At 42.4% G+C, this 21,560-nt stretch carries 18 protein-coding genes, 1 tRNA gene and 1 pseudogene; 5 read left to right on the plus strand and 15 right to left on the minus strand.

The features are described from left to right. Positions 1–49 precede the first annotated feature (49 nt). From ilvB to ABD772_RS07655, 3 genes are all read right to left on the minus strand, one after another. A complete protein-coding gene (gene ilvB / locus ABD772_RS07645) occupies positions 50–1,789 on the minus strand; it encodes a biosynthetic-type acetolactate synthase large subunit (RefSeq protein WP_345102434.1) in 1,740 nt (579 codons plus the stop codon). A 102-nt stretch (positions 1,790–1,891) separates the two neighbouring features. After that, on the minus strand, positions 1,892–3,598 hold the full coding sequence (gene ilvD / locus ABD772_RS07650) for a dihydroxy-acid dehydratase (RefSeq protein WP_345102436.1): 1,707 nt from the start codon (positions 3,596–3,598) through the stop codon (positions 1,892–1,894). Between the two features lie 357 nt (positions 3,599–3,955). Further along, positions 3,956–4,651 (minus strand): 3-keto-disaccharide hydrolase, encoded by a 696-nt coding sequence (locus tag ABD772_RS07655; RefSeq protein ID WP_345102438.1) that lies wholly within the window; start codon positions 4,649–4,651, stop codon positions 3,956–3,958. Positions 4,652–4,859: 208 nt separating this feature from the next. On the opposite strand from ABD772_RS07655, the gene ABD772_RS07660 reads away from it, so the two are divergent. Next, positions 4,860–5,462, plus strand: coding sequence for a hypothetical protein (locus tag ABD772_RS07660; RefSeq protein WP_345102440.1), 603 nt, complete (start codon positions 4,860–4,862; stop codon positions 5,460–5,462). Between the two features lie 100 nt (positions 5,463–5,562). On the opposite strand, the gene atpC is transcribed toward ABD772_RS07660, so the two are convergent. The 4 genes from atpC to ABD772_RS07680 all read right to left on the minus strand — a co-directional run bounded on the left by atpC (position 5,563) and on the right by ABD772_RS07680 (position 10,455). Further along, positions 5,563–5,811, minus strand: a complete 249-nt coding sequence (gene atpC, locus ABD772_RS07665) for an ATP synthase F1 subunit epsilon (RefSeq protein ID WP_345102442.1) — start codon at positions 5,809–5,811, stop codon at positions 5,563–5,565. 80 nt (positions 5,812–5,891) lie between these two features. Continuing rightward, positions 5,892–7,397 (minus strand): F0F1 ATP synthase subunit beta, encoded by a 1,506-nt coding sequence (atpD, locus tag ABD772_RS07670; RefSeq protein WP_345102444.1) that lies wholly within the window; start codon positions 7,395–7,397, stop codon positions 5,892–5,894. A 234-nt stretch (positions 7,398–7,631) separates the two neighbouring features. Beyond that, positions 7,632–8,618, minus strand: a complete 987-nt coding sequence (locus ABD772_RS07675; protein ID WP_345102446.1) for an NAD(P)H-quinone oxidoreductase — start codon at positions 8,616–8,618, stop codon at positions 7,632–7,634. Positions 8,619–8,841: 223 nt separating this feature from the next. Continuing rightward, entirely contained in the window at positions 8,842–10,455 is a 1,614-nt protein-coding gene (locus ABD772_RS07680; RefSeq protein ID WP_345102448.1) for a TlpA family protein disulfide reductase, read from the minus strand. Positions 10,456–10,674: 219 nt separating this feature from the next. On the opposite strand from ABD772_RS07680, the gene ABD772_RS07685 reads away from it, so the two are divergent. Next, positions 10,675–11,022 (plus strand): redoxin domain-containing protein, encoded by a 348-nt coding sequence (locus ABD772_RS07685; RefSeq protein ID WP_345102450.1) that lies wholly within the window; start codon positions 10,675–10,677, stop codon positions 11,020–11,022. Here the strand turns inward: ABD772_RS07685 and ABD772_RS17565 are convergent, their stop codons facing one another. Further along, the gene (locus ABD772_RS17565) at positions 11,023–12,105 is read right to left on the minus strand and encodes an acyltransferase family protein (protein ID WP_425562822.1); all 1,083 of its coding nucleotides are present in this window, start codon (positions 12,103–12,105) and stop codon (positions 11,023–11,025) included. It lies immediately after the preceding gene. A 179-nt stretch (positions 12,106–12,284) separates the two neighbouring features. On the opposite strand from ABD772_RS17565, the gene ABD772_RS07690 reads away from it, so the two are divergent. The 3 genes from ABD772_RS07690 to obgE all read left to right on the plus strand — a co-directional run bounded on the left by ABD772_RS07690 (position 12,285) and on the right by obgE (position 14,139). After that, positions 12,285–12,361 (plus strand) — tRNA-Arg (locus ABD772_RS07690). 54 nt (positions 12,362–12,415) lie between these two features. Next, positions 12,416–12,988 (plus strand): adenylate kinase, encoded by a 573-nt coding sequence (locus ABD772_RS07695; protein WP_345102452.1) that lies wholly within the window; start codon positions 12,416–12,418, stop codon positions 12,986–12,988. 146 nt (positions 12,989–13,134) lie between these two features. Continuing rightward, entirely contained in the window at positions 13,135–14,139 is a 1,005-nt protein-coding gene (gene obgE / locus ABD772_RS07700; RefSeq protein ID WP_345102454.1) for a GTPase ObgE, read from the plus strand. A 50-nt stretch (positions 14,140–14,189) separates the two neighbouring features. Here the strand turns inward: obgE and ABD772_RS07705 are convergent, their stop codons facing one another. The 7 genes and pseudogenes from ABD772_RS07705 to ABD772_RS07740 form a co-directional block, all read right to left on the minus strand. Beyond that, positions 14,190–14,741: a WcaF family extracellular polysaccharide biosynthesis acetyltransferase gene (locus tag ABD772_RS07705; RefSeq protein WP_345102456.1), complete on the minus strand. Its 552-nt coding sequence runs from the start codon at positions 14,739–14,741 to the stop codon at positions 14,190–14,192. A gap of 29 nt (positions 14,742–14,770) precedes the next feature. Beyond that, positions 14,771–15,968, minus strand: a pseudogene (locus ABD772_RS07715) (glycosyltransferase family 2 protein); the annotation flags it as partial. Between the two features lie 45 nt (positions 15,969–16,013). Beyond that, positions 16,014–17,159 (minus strand): XrtY-associated glycosyltransferase XYAG1, encoded by a 1,146-nt coding sequence (locus ABD772_RS07720; RefSeq protein ID WP_345102462.1) that lies wholly within the window; start codon positions 17,157–17,159, stop codon positions 16,014–16,016. Positions 17,160–17,166: 7 nt separating this feature from the next. After that, a complete protein-coding gene (locus tag ABD772_RS07725; protein ID WP_345102464.1) occupies positions 17,167–18,030 on the minus strand; it encodes an ABC transporter permease in 864 nt (287 codons plus the stop codon). Then, positions 18,014–19,144, minus strand: coding sequence for a glycosyltransferase family 4 protein (locus ABD772_RS07730; protein WP_345102466.1), 1,131 nt, complete (start codon positions 19,142–19,144; stop codon positions 18,014–18,016). Before ABD772_RS07730 ends, ABD772_RS07725 begins: the two co-directional genes overlap by 17 nt. Next, positions 19,137–20,924 (minus strand): asparagine synthase (glutamine-hydrolyzing), encoded by a 1,788-nt coding sequence (gene asnB / locus ABD772_RS07735; protein WP_345102468.1) that lies wholly within the window; start codon positions 20,922–20,924, stop codon positions 19,137–19,139. The genes ABD772_RS07730 and asnB overlap by 8 nt, the downstream gene beginning before the upstream one ends. Positions 20,925–21,034: 110 nt before the next feature. Beyond that, positions 21,035–21,544, minus strand: coding sequence for a UpxY family transcription antiterminator (locus tag ABD772_RS07740; protein WP_345102470.1), 510 nt, complete (start codon positions 21,542–21,544; stop codon positions 21,035–21,037). Between the last annotated feature and the right edge of the window lie 16 nt (positions 21,545–21,560).

Raw genomic sequence — 21,560 nt, forward strand, 5'->3', positions numbered from 1 at the left:
CGCTTCACTGTCATTTGGGTCGTTAGCCTATCAGCTTTTACTTTTTTGCTTATTTAAGTCTGATCTCACTAACGCTACAGCCCTGCGGCACCATCGGGAACACGTTGTTCTCTTTAGTTACCATCACTTCTAACAGGAATGACCCTTTGGTTTCTAACATCGCTTTTAAAGCGCCTTGTAGCTGCTCGCGTTCTTCAACGCGTTTGCCCGGGATATCATAAGCACCGGCCAGTTTCACAAAGTCGGGGCTTTGAATATCTACAAATGAGTAGCGTCGCGAATTAAACAGCTCTTGCCACTGGCGCACCATACCCAGAAAACGATTGTTCAGGATGATAATCTTAACATCAACCCCGGTCTGCATAATGGTACCTAATTCCTGGCACGTCATCTGGAAACCACCGTCGCCGATGATAGCTACAACGGTGCGATCCTGAGCACCATATTTAGCGCCGATGGCCGCGGGAAGGGCAAAGCCCATAGTACCTAAACCGCCGCTGGTAACGTTACTGCGTGTATTGTTGAATTGTGCATAACGGCAAGCCACCATTTGATGCTGACCGACGTCAGTAACAATAACTGCCTCGCCTTTAGTCAATTCATTAAGTTGTTTAATAACCTCGCCCATAGTCATCTCGGCAGTGGTTGGGTTAAGTTCATCATGAATGACAGCCTCAACTTCCTGGCGGGTGTATTCTTTAAAGCGATTTAACCACTCGGTATGTTGTTTTTCCTCGATTAAGGCGGTAAGCATCGGCAGCGTTTCCTTACAATCGCCCCAAACAGGTACGGTTGTTTTAACGTTTTTGTCAATTTCGGCCGGGTCAATATCCAAATGGATAACCTGAGCCTGTTTGGCGTATTTATCTAAACGGCCGGTAACGCGATCGTCAAAACGCATCCCTATGGCAATCAAAACGTCGCACTCATTAGTTAAAACATTTGGCCCGTAATTGCCGTGCATACCCAGCATACCTACGTTCTGCGGGTGATCAGTAGGAATAGCACCTACACCTAAAATGGTCCAGGCAGCCGGGATACCGCTTTTTTCAATAAAAGCTTTAAATTCTTTCTCGGCACTGCCCAGCAATATACCCTGACCAAATAATACGAATGGTTTTTTAGCCTGATTGATCAACTGAGCTGCCTGCTCAATATATTGCGGACGAACGATAGGTTTTGGGCGATAACTGCGAATATGTTCGCATTTGATATAACCTTTATAGTCGAACTCTTGTATCTGTGCATTTTTGGTAATGTCGATCAAAACCGGGCCCGGGCGGCCGCTTTTAGCAATATAAAATGCCTTAGCCAATACTTCGGGGATCTCGTTAGCATCAGTAACCTGATAGTTCCACTTAGTAACCGGCGTGGTGATGTTGATCACGTCAGTTTCCTGAAAAGCATCAGTACCCAATAAAGAAGCAAACACCTGACCGGTGATGCAAACCAGCGGGGTACTGTCTATCTGAGCATCGGCCAAACCTGTTACCAGGTTGGTAGCACCGGGGCCGCTGGTGGCAAATACCACGCCTACCTTACCAGAGGTGCGTGCATAGCCCTGGCCGGCGTGTGTGCCACCTTGCTCATGTCTAACCAAAACATGGTTAAGTTTGTCATTATAATCATATAAAGCATCATATATAGGCATAATGGCACCACCCGGATAACCAAAGATGGTATCAACGCCTTCTGCTATTAATGCTTCTAATACCGCTACCGATCCGGAAACTCTTTTGCTTTCCGTTGTAGCCGGTTGTGTTAGTATTTCTTGTTGTGCAACTTCCATACTGTTTATTTTTTTATGATCTCGCCTACTTTGTCGGCGATCTCACTGATTTTTAATTTGATTAAGAAAGCCTTTTACTTTGGGCTTTACTTTAACCTCAATTTACAACTCGTCTGTTACGCAACCTTCTGCCGCGTTTGAAACAGTTTTGGCATATTTATATAGTAAGCCTTTGGTTGCTTTTAACGCAGGCTGTTTCCATGCAGCTTTACGTGCAGCCATTTCCTGGTCAGATATTTTTAGGTTGATGCTGTTTGTTGCAGCGTCAATTTCAATAATATCATTGTCATTGATCAAGCCTATAGCGCCCCCGTCAAAAGCTTCGGGGGTGATGTGGCCCACCACAAAACCGTGGGTACCACCACTAAAACGACCGTCGGTGATCAATGCTACCGATGCGCCTAAACCTGCGCCAAAAATGGCTGATGTTGGCTTAAGCATTTCGGGCATACCCGGCGCGCCTTTAGGGCCCACGTTGCGGATAACTACCACATCACCCGCTTTGACTCGGCCGCTTTGTATACCATCAATCAGTTCAAATTCTCCATCAAATGTACGGGCAGGACCTGAAAAGCGCTCGCCCTCTTTACCGCTGATCTTAGCCACACTACCGCCTTCGGCAATGTTTCCGTAAAGTATCTGTAAGTGGCCGGTAGCCTTAACAGGTTTTTCAACCGGCCATATAATATCTTGCTTGTTAAAGTCCAGTTCAGCAACTTCTGCCAAATTCTCGGCCAGTGTTTTACCGGTAACAGTCATACAGTCGCCGTGCAGCCAGCCTTGTTGGTACAGGTATTTCATAACCGCAGGTACACCACCAACATTGTGCAGGTCGGTCATCATATATTTACCGCTTGGTTTCATGTCTGCCAATACCGGTATGCGGTTACTGATCTCCTGAAAATCATCCTGGGTAAGTTTTACGTTAACGCTTTTTGCCATGGCTATCATGTGCAGCACCGCGTTGGTCGATCCGCCCAGCACCATAATCACCACCATTGCATTCTCGAATGCTTTGCGGGTCATGATATCGCTTGGTTTTATATCTTTCTCTAATAATAATTTAATAGCCTTGCCCGCTGCCAGACATTCAGCTTTTTTCTCGTCGCTTAGGGCCGGGTTTGATGACGAATAAGGTAAACTCATTCCCAAAGCCTCGATAGCAGCAGCCATCGTATTAGCTGTGTAAACACCGCCGCAGGCACCGGCGCTTGGACAGGCATTTTTGATGATACCCATAAAATCGACATCATCAATCTGGCCGGCAATCTTTTTACCTAATGCCTCAAATGCTGATACAATGTTCAGGTCTTCGCCTTTCCAGTGGCCGGGGTGTATAGTACCACCATATACCATAATAGAAGGACGGTTTAAGCGGCCCATTGCCATAACAGAACCGGGCATATTTTTGTCGCAGCCTGGCAGCGCAATCAGCCCATCGTAATATTGTGCAGCGGTAACAGCTTCGATCGAATCTGCAATTACATCGCGGCTGATCAGCGAATAACGCATACCTGCGGTACCGTTGCCCATACCGTCGCTCACACCAATAGTATTAAAAATAAGTCCAACCAGCCCTTCATTCCAAATACCTTGTTTAACCAGTTTAGCCAGGTCATTAAGGTGCATGTTGCAAGTGTTGCCGTCATAGCCCATACTTGCTACACCAACCTGTGCTTTTTTCATGTCTTCATCGGTTAAGCCAATACCGTAAAGCATGGCCTGCGCGGCGGGTTGGGTAGGGTCCTGCGTAAAAGTTTTACTGTACTTGTTTAACTCTGCGCCGGTTGTGCTGTTAGATGAACTCATTTTTTAGTCTGTTTTTTATTATAGGACACAAGGTTTCCTATCGGTTAATTTTTGTTTCCTTAAGATAGATAACCACCTAAAAACTGGCAATAGTGTCTTTGAATTTTTTTAAAAAAATACTATATTTTATTTTTCATAGCAATTTAGTAAATAATATTTTACTAAATGTATTAATTACAAAATTAAATTTTTGTACGTGTATACCAAAGTTCAAAACGGTATTCGGTATGGTTTTTATGCATGCATAATAAAAGTCATTTTTTCTGCCTGAAATTCCCGTCGGCGGTAAAAAAGTTGATCAAATGGGAATATGATCCTGGTAATAAAAAAGGACGGTTGTGCCGTCCTTTTTTATTATTATAAATTCAATTCGCGTACGTAAAAACCCTTTACATCAACTGTAGTGTGCTTGGGTCCCCGGGCAAGTTGAATGCCGATATTGCCGTCAAGGAAAGCACCCTCATAATCTGAGTCGACCGTTTTTACGCCATTAAGCCAGGCTTCTATATGGTGGCCACGGGCTTTAATATAATAGTGGTTATAATCGTTAGCTTTTATCAATTTGGCCGAGGCCTTGCCAGGGTAACGTTGCAGCATACCCGCGCGGCCCTCTTCGGATAATGAGCCCCAGGCACCTTTTGCCATATCAATCTGATAGCCTGTTGCTTTGCTAAAGTTGTCGGGATGTACACGCAGGCATACACCCGAATTGGCGTTTTCATCGCCGCCCATTTTTACCAGAATATTCACTTCAAAATCTGAAAATATCTTTTTACTGTAGCTATTATGGTTTTCAGTTTGGTTGCTACAATCGCCGTGTAACACGCCGTTGTTTAGTTTCCAAAATTCGGGTTGTAGGTTTAATTTTTTCAGGTCGAGCATATTTACCCATCCCTGGCCTATAGGTTTATCATTAATCAGTTTGCCGTCGGCAGGCATAGTGATTTTTTGAGCGGTGGTGTCGCGTTGGGCAAGCGCAGTGCTTATGTGTAAGGTTGTAACTAATAAGGTGCAGGTCACAGCTGTGGCTGCCTTACGGTAATTGTGATACATTAAATTGGTAATAATTGATTTACGAAGCTAATGTATAAAATTGTTGGGATTGGTAAAATAAAATTGGGGTATTTTGTTTGGTGGATTTTCATTATATAATTACACGATTACACGGAACAAACTAATCTAGTGAGTCTGTTTCTTTGTATAATTATCATACAACATATCGTGCTTTTTTTATATTAGAGACAAAAATTATAACTCCAATATGAAGCCTGTTTTATTATCATTATTTCTAATCTTAAATATAGGATTTTTATACGCCCAAGAAACACTTCAAAAAGATGCTATTATCATTACTAAGAAAAACGACACCATTAAAACTAGTATAAAGATTAGTACATATGATATTGACGATGAAGTGTTTATTCACGGTTCTGATTTTAGAAGTAAAATTCGATTATCTAATCCTACTGATAAAAAATTTATACCATCAGAAGATGTAAAATATCTTGAATTTGAATTACAAGGCAATAAGGTCGAATTTGTTTCGGTAGAATCAGTGCCTGAACTTAGCAAATATAAAATGCCGCCTTTGTTTCGACGGATGCAAGTAGGGAAGTTAAACTGGTATAAATCTTATTCCTGGGACAATTATAACTTTACAGAGAACTTTCTTGAATATTTCTTTTTGAGCGGACAAGGGGTTCATAAAATAGGAATGTTTAACAGCTTACAAAAGCAACTTAAAAAAATAACCCAAAGCAAGCCTGATCTTGTACCTAAAATAGAATCAATAAATAAAGTGTTCGTTCTAGGGCGTGACAAACAAATAGCTGATGTTGTAAGTGCCTACAATAATAACAAGTAAATAGTAAGTTGTTGCTTACCTACCAATCTGAAAAAAACAATCAAAACAAAAAAAGGCCCGGACAATCTGTCCGGGCCTTTCCTGAAAATATCTTTAACTATTAGCGATGCTCTATGCCTTCGACCAGTACGGTAACTACATTGTCTAACGCTTCAACAACACCGCCTTTTATATAAAAAGCTTCTTCTTTTCCGCTGCCGCGAACGGTTAATTTACCGTCTTGCAGTGTCGAGATAATAGGAGCGTGGTGGCTCAATATCTCAAAAGAACCCAAAGTGCCCGGAAGAGTTACCGAAGTAGCTTCGCCTTCAAACACTTTTTTATCGGGAGTAAGGATTTCTAATGTCATGTTGTATAGTTAATGGTGAGTAAGTGAGTGGTGAGTGGTACATGTCGTAAAACAACTACTCACCAATCACCATTCACTAATTACGCGTTTGCTTCTTCTAATAGTTTTTTACCTTTTTCGATAGCATCTTCAATGGTCCCTACAAGGTTAAATGCTGCTTCAGGATATTGATCTACTTCGCCATCCATGATCATATTAAAGCCTTTGATGGTTTCTTTAATATCAACCAATACACCTTTTAAGCCGGTAAATTGCTCTGCTACGTGGAACGGTTGTGATAAGAAACGTTGTACACGGCGTGCGCGGGATACTACTAATTTATCTTCTTCAGACAACTCATCCATACCTAAAATGGCGATAATGTCTTGTAACTCTTTGTAACGTTGTAAGATCTCTTTAACACGTTGAGCGGTACCGTAATGCTCGTCACCCAAAATAGCCGGGCTCAGGATACGTGAAGTTGAATCCAACGGATCCACCGCAGGGTAAATACCTAACTCGGCAATTTTACGAGATAATACGGTAGTAGCATCTAAGTGAGCGAAAGTTGTTGCCGGCGCAGGGTCGGTCAAGTCATCCGCAGGTACATACACCGCTTGTACTGATGTGATTGAACCACGTTTGGTTGAAGTAATACGCTCCTGCATGGTACCCATTTCTGTTGCCAGAGTTGGCTGGTAACCTACCGCAGACGGCATACGACCTAATAACGCTGATACTTCTGAACCTGCTTGTGTAAAGCGGAAGATATTATCAACGAAGAATAATATATCGCGACCCTTACCTTCTGCATCACCATCGCGGAAATACTCAGCAATAGTTAAACCAGAAAGTGCCACACGTGCACGTGCACCGGGAGGCTCGTTCATTTGTCCGAATACGAAGGTTGCTTTTGAGTCTTTTAAAGCCTCCTTATCGATCTTGGATAGATCCCAGCCACCTTCTTCCATTGAATGCATAAATGCATCACCATATTTTATAATGCCCGATTCCAGCATCTCACGTAAAAGGTCATTACCTTCACGGGTACGTTCACCTACACCGGCAAATACTGATAAACCATCATAAGCTTTCGCGATGTTATTGATCAATTCCTGGATCAATACAGTTTTACCAACACCGGCACCACCAAACAAGCCAATTTTACCACCTTTTGCGTAAGGCTCTAATAAGTCGATAACTTTAATACCGGTAAATAGAACTTCAGTTTCGGTAGAAAGATCTTCGAAACGCGGAGGGGCAGCGTGGATTGGACGACCGTTAGTTCTGTCCAGGTCAGCAATACCATCTATAGCAGCACCAACCACATTAAATACACGTCCTTTAATATCTTCGCCCACAGGCATTTTAATGGCCGACTCCATGTCAAGAACAGGCATGCCGCGCAATAATCCATCTGTTGAATCCATCGCAATCGCGCGAACGCGGTCTTCGCCTAAGTGCTGCTGAACCTCTAAAATAACCTTTTGGCCATTTTCCTTGGTGATCTCAAGCGCACTGTAAATTTTAGGAAGATGTGCATTTTCTGCAAAGCTAACGTCTACTACCGGACCGATGATCCGTGATATTTTTCCAATGTTTGGCATATATAACCGGGTAATTTTTTAAATATATGTTGTTAAAATAAATGAAACCTTGTTCACGCTATTTCAGGGCGCAAAGTTAAGATTTATAATAGAATATTAAAATACTTGTACTAACATTTTTTTGCCTTTATAATTAATAAAAGTGCCATAAATTATTGCTCATACCCCGTTATTTTTAAAAATGCAGGCAGGTATTTATAAGTTATTAATATATAGCGTGTTACAGCCGGTAGGCTAAAGATCAAAACTCAATACTATTTTACCGGTGTGCCCACTGCTTTCCATTAGTATATGGGCGTCAGCGGCCCGATGTGCAGGGAATACGGCATTCACCACAGGCTTTATCTTCCCGGAAGCCAATAAAGGCCAGATATTTTTTTCGAGCGAGTCTGCTATAGCGGCCTTAAATTCGACACTTCGGGGGCGCAGTGTTGAGCCGGTTATATGAAGCCTTTTTAGCATCACGATAGACAGGTCTATCTCAACATTTTTGCCTTCCATGGTATTGATCATCACCAACCGGCCCTCTTCTGCTAATACTTTCAAATTTCGCTGGGTATAGCTGCCGCCAACCATGTCCAATATTACATCGACGCCTTTTTCCCCGGTCATGCGATCAATCTCAATCACAAAATCCTGCGTGCGATAATTAATAACTTCATCAGCTCCTTGCGACTTGCAGAACACACATTTCTCATCACTGCCTGCGGTTACATAAACCTTACTGCCCAAAGCTTTTGCCATTTGTGTAGCAGTAGCGCCAATGCCGCTCGAGCCGCCATGGATCAGCAGGCTTTCGCCCGGTTGTAGCTTGCCCCGGTCAAACACGTTGCTCCAAACCGTAAAAAAGGTTTCTGGTAATGATGCAGCCTCAACAAAATTCAATCCTTTGGGGACAGGCAGGCATTGGCTTTCGGGGACATTGCAAAATTCGGCATAGCCTCCTCCTGTCACCAATGCGCAAACTTTGTCGCCAACTTTCCATCGCTTAACATTATTGCCGGCTTCAACTATGGTCCCGGCTATTTCTAAGCCCGGAATATCCTGCGGTGCGCCGGGTGGGGGCGGGTAGTTGCCTTTTCGTTGAAAAATATCCGGCCGGTTAATACCGGCAGCGGTAACTTTTACCAATACTTCATCCGGGCCATAATGCGGTATCGGCCTTTCGGCTATTTGCAAAACATCCGGCGCGCCGGGTTGGGTTATGACAATGGCTTTCATGCAGATAACTTATTTCTAATATAACTTTGAAAATATGAGAGTGTTCATTCGAGTATTTGTGGGTTCGATCTGCGAACATCGGTTGGTAGTAAGCCGTCAAATACCAGGTCATATTTTGTTTCCATTCGGGATTACCTAAGTCTCCTCTAAAAACTACTTCATGATTGAACATTTCTTTTCTTTCATATTGAAAGAACATGCCATCTCCGCCAATAATAGTTACCTATTTCATAGCCAATGCTTCTTCCAGTTGTTTTACCAGTACATCGCGTTTCATCGGGTAGCCTGCCTTTGATATTTCATAGCTGCCATCTTTCTTAATAATAAAATAAGTAGGATAGCCGTGGCCGTTTACCTTTTTCATGATGTCGTCGCTCAGGCTCTCGCCGGCTAGGATGTGTGTGCCCTCCAGGTGGAAATACGCGATCAGTTTTTTCCAGTTGTCCTGGTTGCCTGTATCATAATTGGCAACATAGAGGTAATTTAAGCCCTTGTCCTTAAAATGCTCCTTGATGGCGGCCGAGTTTTTTTCAATCTCCTGGCGGCATGGTCCGCACCAGGTGCCCCACATATCAACCAATACGGTCTTGCCCTTGGTTAGGGCTAATACTTCGTCCAGTTTCTGAAGTTTGGTTCCATTGCCGGCCGTAAATATCATTTTGTCGGTTAACGGCGACTTGTCTTTTTTAATGATCTCGGCCACATAAGGTTCATAGGTGCTGATGAAATTACTTCGCGGATATTGCTCCTTAAACCGGTTAAATATCACCGGTATATTTTTAGGGTCGCTTTCGTCCTTGGCTTGGTTCAGCAATACCTCGTATAAAAATTCGGCAGTTTGCCCCTTAAAATAGGCCTTAATTATTTTTTCCTTGAGCAGGTTTTGCCGGTCATCCTTAAATAATTTCTCACCGTTTTCCTTGTCTGTCTGGTACCATTTCCGGTAAAACTGATCAGGGTTTTCCTCGGCCTCATTCCATAAGTTTTCCTTTACGCGTGCCAATAGGCTGCGCAATAGGGATCTGTAATTGGTAGCCACCAGGGCTTCGTCATTGTTTTGTTGCTTTAAGATAGTGCCGCGTTCTATACCGCTGATACTATTTATATCCAGGCTGGTTTTTGCAAGCAATTGTTTGTTAAGTTGGCGGGTTTGATTGCCTGCCGTAATAAACAAGCTATCCTGTACCTTTTGCCAAAGGGCCTTATTGCGGGCATATGCTTTCTGTATCCCGAACTTATTATTTTCCTTAAATCCAAAATAGTCGTCGGCTGCAAAGTAAATCACCTCGTATTGCTGCTTCTTAATAAAATCGGCCGAGGGATGGTATCTGGCAATGTAAGTGTGTAGTTGTTCTCTGTTGATGGCCGCCTGCTTATTTATCAGGGCTATAATGCGATTGGGCAAGGTATCGCCATACATTTTTTCATCGTCAACATCGCCGGTATTCTCCAAGAACTGGTTATTTTCGCTGCCCTTGCCGGTTACTACAATGGTATTCTGAGGTTTTTGTAAATCGGCGGTTAAGGTAATATCATCGCCAGGCCTCAGGTACAGGTTGTAACTTTTGCTTAGCGACCGGCCCTTTTGCACACTATAGTAAAGCGTTACCGAAAGCGGTTGCTTCAGTGTAAATTCAAGGGTAGCCTTTCTGGTTTGGCTTTGCTCATCTACCTGGTAGTCTTTATCAAAAAATTGGGGCGTAGGTAAGCGCTGCGTAATGTATATATAGTTTTTGCTGCTGCCATGATGGATGACAACATGGACCTTTGCATTTTGCGCATGGCTGTGAATTACACCGGCCAACATCAATAAACAGCTAACGATAAGCTTTTTCATAGGGACAAGGTTTTGAGATTTAAATATATCAATATTAAATTTATTGCAGGCAGGTTACGATTGATATGCTTTAATATTATTTCTTTGCGATACAAAACAAATAGCTATGTCACTAACCATTGGCCAACCGGCACCGCAATTCAAATTAGTATCATCGGCTTTAAAAGAAGTTTCATTGGCCGATTTTAAGGGTCGCAAGTAATTATTCATTTTTTCCCTATGGCGTTTACCGGTACCTGCACCGAGCAGCTTTGTACCGTGCGCGATAATTTTGGTTATTATGATGGGCTGAATGCTACAATCATGGGTATATCTGTCGACTCACCCTTTACGCTGGCTAAGTTTAAAGAGGAGAATAATTACCAGTTCGATCTGCTGTCCGACTTTAACAAAGAAGTATCAACTGCTTACGGCGCCATTTACGAAGAATTTGTGTTCGGACTGAACGGTGTGGCCATGCGCGCTGCCTTTGTGATAGACGAAAATCAGAATATTATAGATGCCGAGGTGTTGGAATCTGCAAAGGATTTGCCTGATTTTGCGCCAATTGCAGAAAAAACGGAATAGTTAATTAAGCCTTTTGTGAAACGACTGTTTTAGCTTTAAAAAATATTTTTCGAAACAATAGTAAGAAACGACGGGTGTTATCAATAAAAAAATGAAATTATATGGAAACATACTAAGCGGCAGGTTTTTGTCATTTGACAGGAATGGTTGTTGCCAGATATAAATACTGTACGACAATATGCCTATGGTGCTTAAAAGTTTAGAATTTAATATGTTAAAAATAAAGCTGCGATCAGCCCGGATGCAATTGACTACGACTAACCCGATCAGGATAGCAGTTGCAAGATTACAAAAGATAACGGGTGGGCTCAAAACCTGGTTATATTTAAAATAACAGATACCGGCAATAGCCAATAACGTTACAGCCAGCTTAAATTGTTTAAAATCAAGATGCCCCTTAAACGTTAAGATAGATATTAAGCAGCCGATGCTTATGCTTTGAAATTTGATCAGATACCTTATTAAAGCCATGAACCAGCTATAGTTTAAATAACCGAACGATTGGCTAAAGCGTATGATTGGCACTACAAAGCAGATAATCAGCAATAAAAACACAAATACCCTGAAATATTTTTTTAAAATGGCAGGAAAGAATAAATAAAATTGTTCTTCTGTTGACAGTGACCAATAATGCGCCAGATACCAATCATAGCTTTGAATTCGGGATATCGAAAGGTTTATCAGAAATAACGCGGCAAACATAAACCGCACAGGTGCTATTTGAAGATGAAACACTGCATTAAGAATAAAGATGACTATGATATACAAATAGGCAACCGGTATAATTCGTAAAATCCTGCGGATATAGAAAGCCTTAAGAGATATATTGCCGGTTTGTATTTTTTCTTTTAAACAAAGCGAGGTGATTAAAAAGCCGCTGATAACAAAAAAAATTTCTACCCCAAGTGGTCCAATGAATTGTAGACCTGAGAGTTGACCGGGATATTTAAAGAAAATAAAATGATAAATGACTACCAATATTATAGAGATACCACGCAGGCCATTAAGACCCGGATATCTTTTTTGATTTAAAACTTCTGGTATAACTGCCGGTTCGGAAAATATATCTTTAAAGAGTTTCAACCTTTTAAACTTTATAAGATAAAACTATAAAATTAGCTGAGTATTCATCTTTTTAATATTTTTATAACTGTGATAAACAGCGTGGTTTGTTATTTTTTTAAAAAAAATAAGGTAGATCAAAAATATATCCTATTTTTGCAGTCCGTTAAAAACAGCGGATTATTCAAATATAGAATAGCGCACTTGTAGCTCAATTGGATAGAGCATCTCACTACGGATGAGAAGGTTTGGGGTTCGAATCCCTACAAGTGCACCAGTACGTTAAGCCTTTCAGTATACAAACCGGAAGGCTTTATAATTTTAGACGCACATGCTCAACTTAGTATTATTTGGCCCGCCAGGAGCCGGAAAAGGTACTCAATCACAAAAACTTATCGACAAATATGGTTTAATCCACCTGTCGACAGGCGATTTGCTTCGCGGCGAAATTGCACAAGGGACAAAGTTAGGTCTTGAAGCTAAAAAGCTAATGGATCAGGGATTGTTAGTGCCCGACGAAGTGGTTATTGGTATGATCAGCAATAAGCTTGACGCCAATAAAGATGCCAAAGGTTTTATTTTCGACGGTTTCCCCCGGACTGTTGCACAAGCCGAAGCTTTAGATGAATTGCTGACAAGCAAAGCAACTGCCATTTCGGGCATGATAGCTTTAGAAGTTAATGACGACGAACTCGAGCACAGGTTGTTGCTGAGAGGCAAAGATTCTGGCCGCCCGGATGATGCTAATCCGGAGATCATCCGTAAAAGAATTAAAGAATACAATGAGAAAACTGCACCCGTTGCAGGTTTCTATAAAGACCAAAATAAATTTAAAAGCATTAACGGCATAGGCTCTATCGAAGAGATTTTTGATGCTATTAATACTGTGATAATTTCGTATTAGTCCGGAAGTCGGCAAGTCCGAAGTCCGTAACAATTTTTAAATAGTCCGCACGTCGCGAGTCAGAGAGTCCGTAAGTTTGTTATCGTTGTATTTAGCGATATATCACTTCCGGACTTTCCGACTTACAGGCTAAAAACTCAATCAAAATGTCTCAAGGTTCAAATTTTGTTGATTATGTGAAGATATGCTGCCGCTCAGGTCATGGCGGAGCCGGATCAGCACATTTGCACCGCGATAAACATACGTCAATGGGTGGCCCGGATGGTGGCGATGGTGGCCGCGGCGGACATGTTATTGTTAAAGGTAACGCTCAATTGTGGACCTTGCTTCATTTGAAATTCCGTAAACACGTTATTGCGGGCGACGGCGAGTCGGGCGGCAGCTCGCTGAGCAGCGGTAAAACCGGTCGTGACGAGATATTGGAAGTTCCGCTGGGCACCATAGCCCGTGACGCGGAAACCGGCGAGATATTATTCGAAATTAATACCGATGGCGAGACCAGGATCTTAACCAAAGGTGGCCGTGGTGGCTTGGGCAATGCCAACTTTAAAAGCGCTACCCGCCAGACGCCACGTTTTGCCCAGCTCGGCGAACCTGGCGAGGAAGTCTGGAATATCCTGGAATTAAAAATACTGGCGGATGTTGGCCTGGTTGGTTTCCCTAATGCAGGTAAATCGACACTGCTTTCTGTAGTATCAGCAGCTAAGCCCGAAATAGCTGACTATGCTTTTACTACTTTGGTGCCTAACCTGGGTATTGTGGCGTATCGCGGTAATAAATCCTTTGTTATGGCTGATATTCCGGGAATTATCGAAGGTGCATCAAAAGGTAAAGGTTTAGGTATCCGTTTCCTGAAACATATTGAACGTAATGCTGTGCTGCTATTCATGATTCCTGCCGATACCGCGCGAACCATTCAGCAAGAGTACGATATTCTGCTAAAAGAGCTTAACGAATATAACCCCGAACTGATGCATAAACCGCGTGTGCTGGCCGTTACCAAGGCTGACATGCTGGACGATGAACTGACCGCCGAAATGAAACAGCAGGTGCCTGCCGATATCCTATCGGTTTTCATATCATCTGTAGCGCAAAAAAATATTGATGTATTAAAAGATCTGCTCTGGCGCGAGATTAATAGCCAGGGTTAACGGGTATTTTAATGAGGATGTGATCCTATAAACACAGAATGACATAATCTTTATGAAATGATCCGGTCGCGTATTTTAACGGCGGGGTTTCCCTGATAAACAGCATAAGGTTCCAGATTTTTCGTGGCGACGGAACCTGTGGTCAACACCGCATGCGAGCCTATGGTAATTCCCTGATTGATTATAGCCTTAGCGCCAATCCATGCACCATCTTCAATAATAACCGGCCCGGTAATCAGATTAAACGACGGTTTTTTATAGTTGTGGCTGCCGGTCAGTATCGTGGCCCCCTGCGATAGGCAAATATTAGAGCCGATGGTTACCCTCACCAGGTTATCTATCCAGACTTCCTCGCCAATCCATACTTCATCGCCTATAGTAAGTAACCAGGGATATTTAATATTTACGTTAGGCTTAACTTCTACCTGGCTGCCTAATTTAGCCCCAAACAAGCGTAATAAGGTATTCTTGATGCCATAAACCGGGAACAGGCTGGTTTTAAAAACAAAGCTGTTTATATAATGCCATAAAAAGCGCTTGACAATGCCGGCACCGGGGTGATAGGGATGATTATTATAAGATTTAAGATCGGTTTTCAGCATGCTTTGTTTTGGTGATATCGGCTTTGACCCAAAAATACAAGCTTATGCCTTATAAGTATATAGATCAGCGCATTAAAAATCACGCCCAGCCCCAGGCAAGAATAAACAAGTCTTATCAAACCGCTACCGGCGACGAGCAAACTATAATCGTTGGTAATGACATTAAAACCAAAGTATTTTATAATAGTAGTACTGCACCAAAGCAAAATATCGCGTAAAGCGTTAATATAATTTAAGTGTCCGGCTAAAAAAGGACTGTAAAAATTACCCGGACTTGTTATTCCAAAAAAAGCAATATTAAAATAGTAAAGCCCTAAAAACAGGATGATAAAGACAACTGCAAAACGCAGAGGGCTATTTTGTTTGGTCGCCATGCTTTTGCTGTTTTAACAGTTCATCTATCTTGACATCTACAATCAGCCTGAACCAAAATCCCTGTAAAAAATGAAAGATAATGCCTGTGCGGCCATCTAATACGCCCAATTGAAATATCATTCGCTGAGTAAAATACAGCGTTGGCCTGAGGTATCGCGGCAGCTTAAACCAGATTTTTTTAAACCAGGCTTTCCGTTCATTGGGCGATCCCCATGGCGTAGGGTGCTCTGCAAATTCCGCTCCTGATTGCATGCGCTCAACCTCTTGTTGCGCAACCAGGTCGCTGTAGCGGTTATGTTTATCTATCCAAAAGCTGATGTGGTTTTCTTTAAGGTTTTCTTCCAAAATATGTCCGTCTTTCCATATCTCTGTTTTACCCGGTACAACAAAGCGGTGGTCCATTTTTTCGGTGGTGTCAGAGTACCCTATGCCATATCTGAACATTTTCAGTAAATAAAACGGATAATAACCGCCATGCTTAATCCATCGGCCCTTAAAAAAGTTTTTTCTGTTAAAGTATATGCCGTTTACACCGGCAAAGTCCTGATCTTTAAAACTGAGCAGGCGCTGCTTTAGTTCGGGTGTTACCACCTGGTCGGCATCAAGGCCGATAACCCAGGGCGTTTGTACCGGGCAGGTTTTTAGGGCAAAATCCCACTGTTGCGGATGATTAATAAAAGTATTGTACAAAACCTGTACGCCAAATTCCTGAGCAATACCCAAAGTGGCATCTGTGCTTCCTGAGTCAATAACAAAGACAGGTGCATTCAAATCAGCAACCGATTCGAGAAAGCGCCGCAGGTGCAATTCCTCGTTATGAGTCAAAACTATAAATGAATAGGGTACGCTCAAATTTAAGAGTTTTGTCAGGCTAATTTAGGCAAAGCTTTCAGATATTCAGGGCCGCTTTGATTTTATGATGTGCTGATACATACCTATATACCGTTGTACCAATTTATTCTCATCAAAGTCGGCATGGATAAGGCCGGGCGCATAGGCACTGATTTGTTGTAATTTATTTTTTTGATTAATTGCGATATCCTGTATCACACCGGCAACCGACTGCGGGTTTGCCTGGCAAACCCATCCCATGTTATTTTTGGTTACGTAACCGGCTAATCCTACGCCTTCTGATAGCAACACAGGTGTGCCGGCGCTTAAACTTTCAATGACTACGTTTCCAAAATTTTCATTGTGCGACGGCAATATCATTAAATCATGACCGGCCAGAATGTCAAACTTGTCGTCGTGCCGAAAACCGATCCAGCTTATATATCGTTCAGTATTGTTGTAATGCGCTATATTTTTCAGAAAGCTGATATAGTTGTCATCCCCGTTGCCGGCTATGGTTAAATGGTAAGGGATTTTAAGCAGGGCCAGGGCGTGCAGCAAAATGTCAAGCCCTTTCTTTTCGTCAATGCGCGAAAAAAACAACAATTTGAAAATGGAATCTTCCTTTAGTTTTGTTTTTGCTGATGACGCTATCTTAACAAAATTCGGGATGTCAAATATGTGCCGGGGTTTAATAATTTGTTGCAGCGACTGTTGCTCGGCGGGAGAGGTGGCATGAATAAAAGATCGGTTTAATAACGGCCTGCCCAGCCAATTATGGAGCAGCTTTTTAATTAAACTATTTTTGTAATCAAATGAATAATCACTTAACGTACCTCTGGGCGATATAACGACAGGTACCCGCTTTAACTGAGCTACCAATGCAGATAAAACAGAGACCAGGTTCCACCATGCATGGATATGGATAACATCATACTGCCCGGCATTTCTCCACAAGGCCCTTAACAAGGCAGGCGACAAATGGGAATGGTCTTTAGTTATACGTTTAAAATAGCTTACCTCAACACCGTCGACAGATTTGGTGATGTTTGGCATAATCGGAAGCTCGTCAGTACCATTGGCTGTAGTGGTATAAACATTCAGGGTGCAGCCTGCTTTAGCCACTTCTTCGCTTAGTTTTGACACAGACATGGTGGGCCCGCCGTAAATAAAAGCCGGTTTATAAGAAGCGTTAATCTGCAGTATTTTCAAATCGCGCTTATACAGTGTCGATAAAGTTTTTTTCGACTTTGTTAAAGATAATAGTGCCCAGCAAAAAAATCACCAAAGTAATACCGGCGCTGTAACCCAAAAGCTCCCAGCTAAAGGTACCCTTACCCAAAAAACCGTACCTGAAAGTTTCGATAATGCCGGTGATAGGGTTGTACTTAATAATACCGGCATATTTGGGATATTTGGTCAGGGCTATAGAAAGCGGATAGATAACCGGGGTAGCATACATTAGTAAAGGCACACCAAAGCTCACCACAAAAGCCAGGTCGCGATACTTGGTTGTAACCGCCGATATGATCATGCCCATGCCCAGGCCCTGCGCAGCAACCAATAATATTAATACCGGGAACAAAAGCACAGTGGCATTGGGCATTATAGAAAGGCCCTTAACATCAAGGTATACCAAAACTAAAATAAACAGTATAAATTGTACGGCAAACCTTATCAGGTTGGACAGTACAATACTTAAAGGCATTATTAACCGCGGGAAATAAACTTTACCGAATATAGATGCATTATCTTTGAAAACTGTTGACGTTTTAGTCAGGCAGTCGGCAAAATAGTTCCATAGGGTAATGCCGGCCAGATAAAATAGCGGCGCGGGTACGTCATCCGTAGGTATACCGGCCAAGTGACTAAAAACCAGCGTATAAGTTATGGTAGTTATTATAGGCTGAATAAAGAACCAAACCGGGCCCAGGATGGTCTGCTTGTAAAATGCCACAAAGTCGCGGCGTACCAATAACATCAATAGGTCGCGGTATTGCCAAACATCCTTTAGTTTTAAACTGAGTAATTTGGTTTCGGCAGTAATCTCAATATCCCAATGTTCGTCAACTGACTGGTTCATGCATTAATAATTGTTGCAGTTTGTTAGTATAATTATCCTGGTTAAAGTATTGCAGGCATAGTTGCTGCAAGTGTTGCCTGTCTTTAACAGTCAGCGGCGTTTTTAAATAAGTCTCAATGGCGTTTTGTAATTCTTCCAGATCGTCGGGATTAACCGCTTTGCCTAATTCGCCATTACGTATAGCATCCATACTACCATCAACATTGCCGCATATAACCGGTAGTCCGCACGACATGGCTTCAATAAACACTATGCCGAAACCTTCTTTTTTACTTGGTAGTACAAACAGATCAGCCAGTACAAAATGATCGGCCAGTTCCCGCTCGTCGACAAAGCCGGTCAGAATTACTATATCCTCGACACGACACGCCTTTACAAGTTGTTTAATGCGCGCTTCTTCAGCGTCGTCATATTGTCCTGATAAAACATATTTAATATTGGGGATGCTATGCCTTAGTTTATTTAATACTTTAATGACTTGTTCGTAGCCTTTATATTGCTCGGTTGCCGCAAGCCTGGCAAGCGTAAAAAGCACCAGGTTATCGTCTGTAAGGTGATATTTTTCCTGCAGATGCTTCGGTTTGATAAAACTGACAGGGGGTATCATAAACGAGTCGATAGTATTATTCAGTACGAGGCATTTATCGGCATTCGCTTTATGCAACCTTATCACTTCGCCTCGTGTAAAATTGCTGACACAAATGATCTTATCGCATTTTTTAAGAAACAATTTTCTTGCAGACGACAGGGGGCGCCAAACTTCAATACCGTGGGCAATAAGCCAAACCTGGCATTTAGGGTTAATGATTTTGGCAAACAACCCTATAACAGCCATATTAATGTGGCTGATGATAATAACATCAGACGATTGGGCGAGTTTAGCTGCTTTGACTACAAAAGAACTGCGTTTTGCATTAAAACCCTTAAAACTGTTTGGTGATAAGTATTGAGGCATCAAATCTTCGTCCTTATCATATACAGACCATAATTTGAAATCCCAGTTATGCTGTGCGGCCACGGTTTTTAATGAGTGTGCAAGCGTGCGCGTCATTTTCTGAATGCCGCCGGTAGTGCTAAAAGTTTGTAACGTAAGCAGTACTATACGTTTATACATGGCGTTGTAATTGGTACAATGCAAAGGCCTTTGACCAATGTAGTTTGTTGTTTCTGAAATTTGTGATAACACCTTGAGCTGCCCGGTTTTTGTAAAAGCTTTGATCGGCAATAGCGGGATGATTACTCATCCATTTTTGCAAAGGGAAACTAAACCCCATTTTGGGCCTGTCCCACACGGCTTTAGGCAAAATATCATTAAAGGTATCAATTAAAATCTTTTTATGTTGCTTTTTAATTAATCTAATTTGTGGCGGTATGCTGTTTGTCGTTTTTTGAAAATCTTCGTCCAGAAAAGGTACACGTACTTCGAGGCCATGGCTCATGCTCATTACATCTGTATCGCGTAGCAGCTGGTTCTGCATGTACAAGTTGGTTTCGAGCATTGAAGCTGTTTCAGCTGTATAGTCGGTAAAACTAACCGGGCTTTTATTTGAAAATAGCGTCTGGCAAACCTGTGTTTCATCGCAGTTCAGTAGCTCGGCAATTTTAGGTGGTGCAAATAATCCGCGCAGGAAAAGGTAATCGGCCAACGGGTGGTCAATGGTCAGAAACAACAGCCGCCGGTATTTGTCATCAGTTAGCCTGGCCAACGTTTTAATTAACGCTTTGGGCAGGCTACGCAGGGTTTTGATATGAGCTATACGATCAAATGAAGGATAGCCGCCAAAAAGTTCATCGGCCCCTATGCCTGATAACACGGCTTTTAAGCCATCCTGTCGTGCGTATTTGCTGATAAACCAGCTGTTAACACCGTCGGTAGTAGGCATATCCATAGCGTTAAGCACATCAGGAAAGAAAGTATCAAAGTCCTGCTGTTTTACCAGATGAGTAAACTTTTCGCCGCCTATTTTACCGAATATTTGTTGTTGATATGCGCTTTCGTCATAAGCGCTTTCATCAAAAAAGATGGACACTGTTTTTAACCCTTGTTTTTTCTCGCGGGCGGCCAGCAGGGTAAGCAGGCTTGAATCTATGCCGCCACTTAAAAATACCCCGATATCTGCATCGGCTATCAGCTGGCGCTTGACAGCTGCTGTAAGTGCTTGTTTGATGTTATAATGCGCTTCTTCAATATTAGTGACCCACTTATCTGTAATTGATCGTGTATACGGTGTTATCTGTGCTGTGCCGGCTTGATGGTTCCAGCACAACAAGGTGCCCTTTGGGAGGCTGTAGACATCTTTCAGGGTAGTATACGGCTCAGGTATATGCCCGTAGGCCAAAAATTTAACCGGCCATTCCGGGTTTTCATGTACCTGCATACCTGATTCTTTGATCGCCTTAATCTCTGAAGCAAAAATCAACTGTCCGCCGATAATGTGATAGTAAAGTGGTTTGATACCTGCGCTATCTCGTACCAGGTAAGTACGCGCTTTCAGTCTGTCATACAAAGCAAAAGCGAACATGCCCCGCAGTTTACTGAAAGCTTCGAGGCCCCAATGCAGATAAGCCTGAATGATAACTTCGGTATCGGTGCCTGAATGAAAAATAGCCCCCAACTTTATCAGCTGTTTTTTGAGCTCGGGATAGTTATAAATTTCGCCATTAAAGGTAATCCAGGCTTTATGCGCGACGTCGGCCATGGGCTGGTGCCCATTTGGTGTCAGGTCAATAATTGACAGCCGTCGATGCCCAAATACCAGGCTACCCTCATCTGCCGAATAAAAGCCACCGTCATCGGGTCCGCCATGCTTCAGCACATTGCACATTAGCGCTACTTTATGCCTTAGCTCTTCGGGGGTATATATTTTTGAAATTATTCCGGCAATTCTGCACATTGATTAAGATAGATAGGTAGCGTCTGTTTATAGCTTCGCCGCGTAAGTCACATGGTTTTGACTTATAAGTTTGAATATTTAATACGGGCTGATTAGCTTAACTATTATAGTTAAAATCTTTCAATTAATTCGGCTGCTATATTTACGATGATTGAGTAGCCCAGGTTTTCGAGTTTTAAAGCCAATTGTTTCTGCGAGCGATATAAAATAATTTCGCCTGTCATGCCCTTAAGCGGCCCGGCTTTTATCAATACCTTTTCGCCGGCCTGAAGGTTCTCTTCAGTAACTGATAACTCGTAGGGGCTGGCTAAAAGCAGTTTTAGATCTTCTATATGCTGATGGGGTATAGTGGCAATTTTACCCGAAAAATAAATAAAGCGCGACACGCCTTTAGTCATTAGCACATCGGCGCGCTGCTGCCCGTCTACATACACAAATATATAAGACTTGATCAGCGGTTCTTCAACCCACTTTTTCCTGTCGCTCCATTGTTTGAGCTGTCTTTGTAAGGGCAGATAAGCGGTTATACCTTTACTCATTAATGCTTGACAAGCTTTTTTTTCGGCCCGGGGCTGTGTATAAACCGGATACCAGTTACAGGCAACTGTATTTTTTGTCAAGATCATATATTTATGA

It is taken from the genome of Mucilaginibacter panaciglaebae (assembly GCF_039539265.1).
Lineage (GTDB): Bacteria > Bacteroidota > Bacteroidia > Sphingobacteriales > Sphingobacteriaceae > Mucilaginibacter > Mucilaginibacter panaciglaebae.

Coding starts and splice junctions, on each gene's coding strand:
- ABD772_RS07725 (WP_345102464.1), bottom strand. CDS start 18,030: ATGAACCAGTCAGTTGACGAACATTGGGATATTGAGATTACTGCCGAA.
- ABD772_RS07675 (WP_345102446.1), bottom strand. CDS start 8,618: ATGAAAGCCATTGTCATAACCCAACCCGGCGCGCCGGATGTTTTGCAA.
- ilvD (WP_345102436.1), bottom strand. CDS start 3,598: ATGAGTTCATCTAACAGCACAACCGGCGCAGAGTTAAACAAGTACAGT.
- obgE (WP_345102454.1), top strand. CDS start 13,135: ATGTCTCAAGGTTCAAATTTTGTTGATTATGTGAAGATATGCTGCCGC.
- asnB (WP_345102468.1), bottom strand. CDS start 20,924: ATGTGCAGAATTGCCGGAATAATTTCAAAAATATATACCCCCGAAGAG.
- atpC (WP_345102442.1), bottom strand. CDS start 5,811: ATGACATTAGAAATCCTTACTCCCGATAAAAAAGTGTTTGAAGGCGAA.
- ABD772_RS07695 (WP_345102452.1), top strand. CDS start 12,416: ATGCTCAACTTAGTATTATTTGGCCCGCCAGGAGCCGGAAAAGGTACT.
- ABD772_RS07680 (WP_345102448.1), bottom strand. CDS start 10,455: ATGAAAAAGCTTATCGTTAGCTGTTTATTGATGTTGGCCGGTGTAATT.
- atpD (WP_345102444.1), bottom strand. CDS start 7,397: ATGCCAAACATTGGAAAAATATCACGGATCATCGGTCCGGTAGTAGAC.
- ilvB (WP_345102434.1), bottom strand. CDS start 1,789: ATGGAAGTTGCACAACAAGAAATACTAACACAACCGGCTACAACGGAA.
- ABD772_RS07730 (WP_345102466.1), bottom strand. CDS start 19,144: ATGTATAAACGTATAGTACTGCTTACGTTACAAACTTTTAGCACTACC.
- ABD772_RS07655 (WP_345102438.1), bottom strand. CDS start 4,651: ATGTATCACAATTACCGTAAGGCAGCCACAGCTGTGACCTGCACCTTA.
- ABD772_RS07660 (WP_345102440.1), top strand. CDS start 4,860: ATGAAGCCTGTTTTATTATCATTATTTCTAATCTTAAATATAGGATTT.
- ABD772_RS07705 (WP_345102456.1), bottom strand. CDS start 14,741: ATGCTGAAAACCGATCTTAAATCTTATAATAATCATCCCTATCACCCC.
- ABD772_RS07685 (WP_345102450.1), top strand. CDS start 10,675: ATGGCGTTTACCGGTACCTGCACCGAGCAGCTTTGTACCGTGCGCGAT.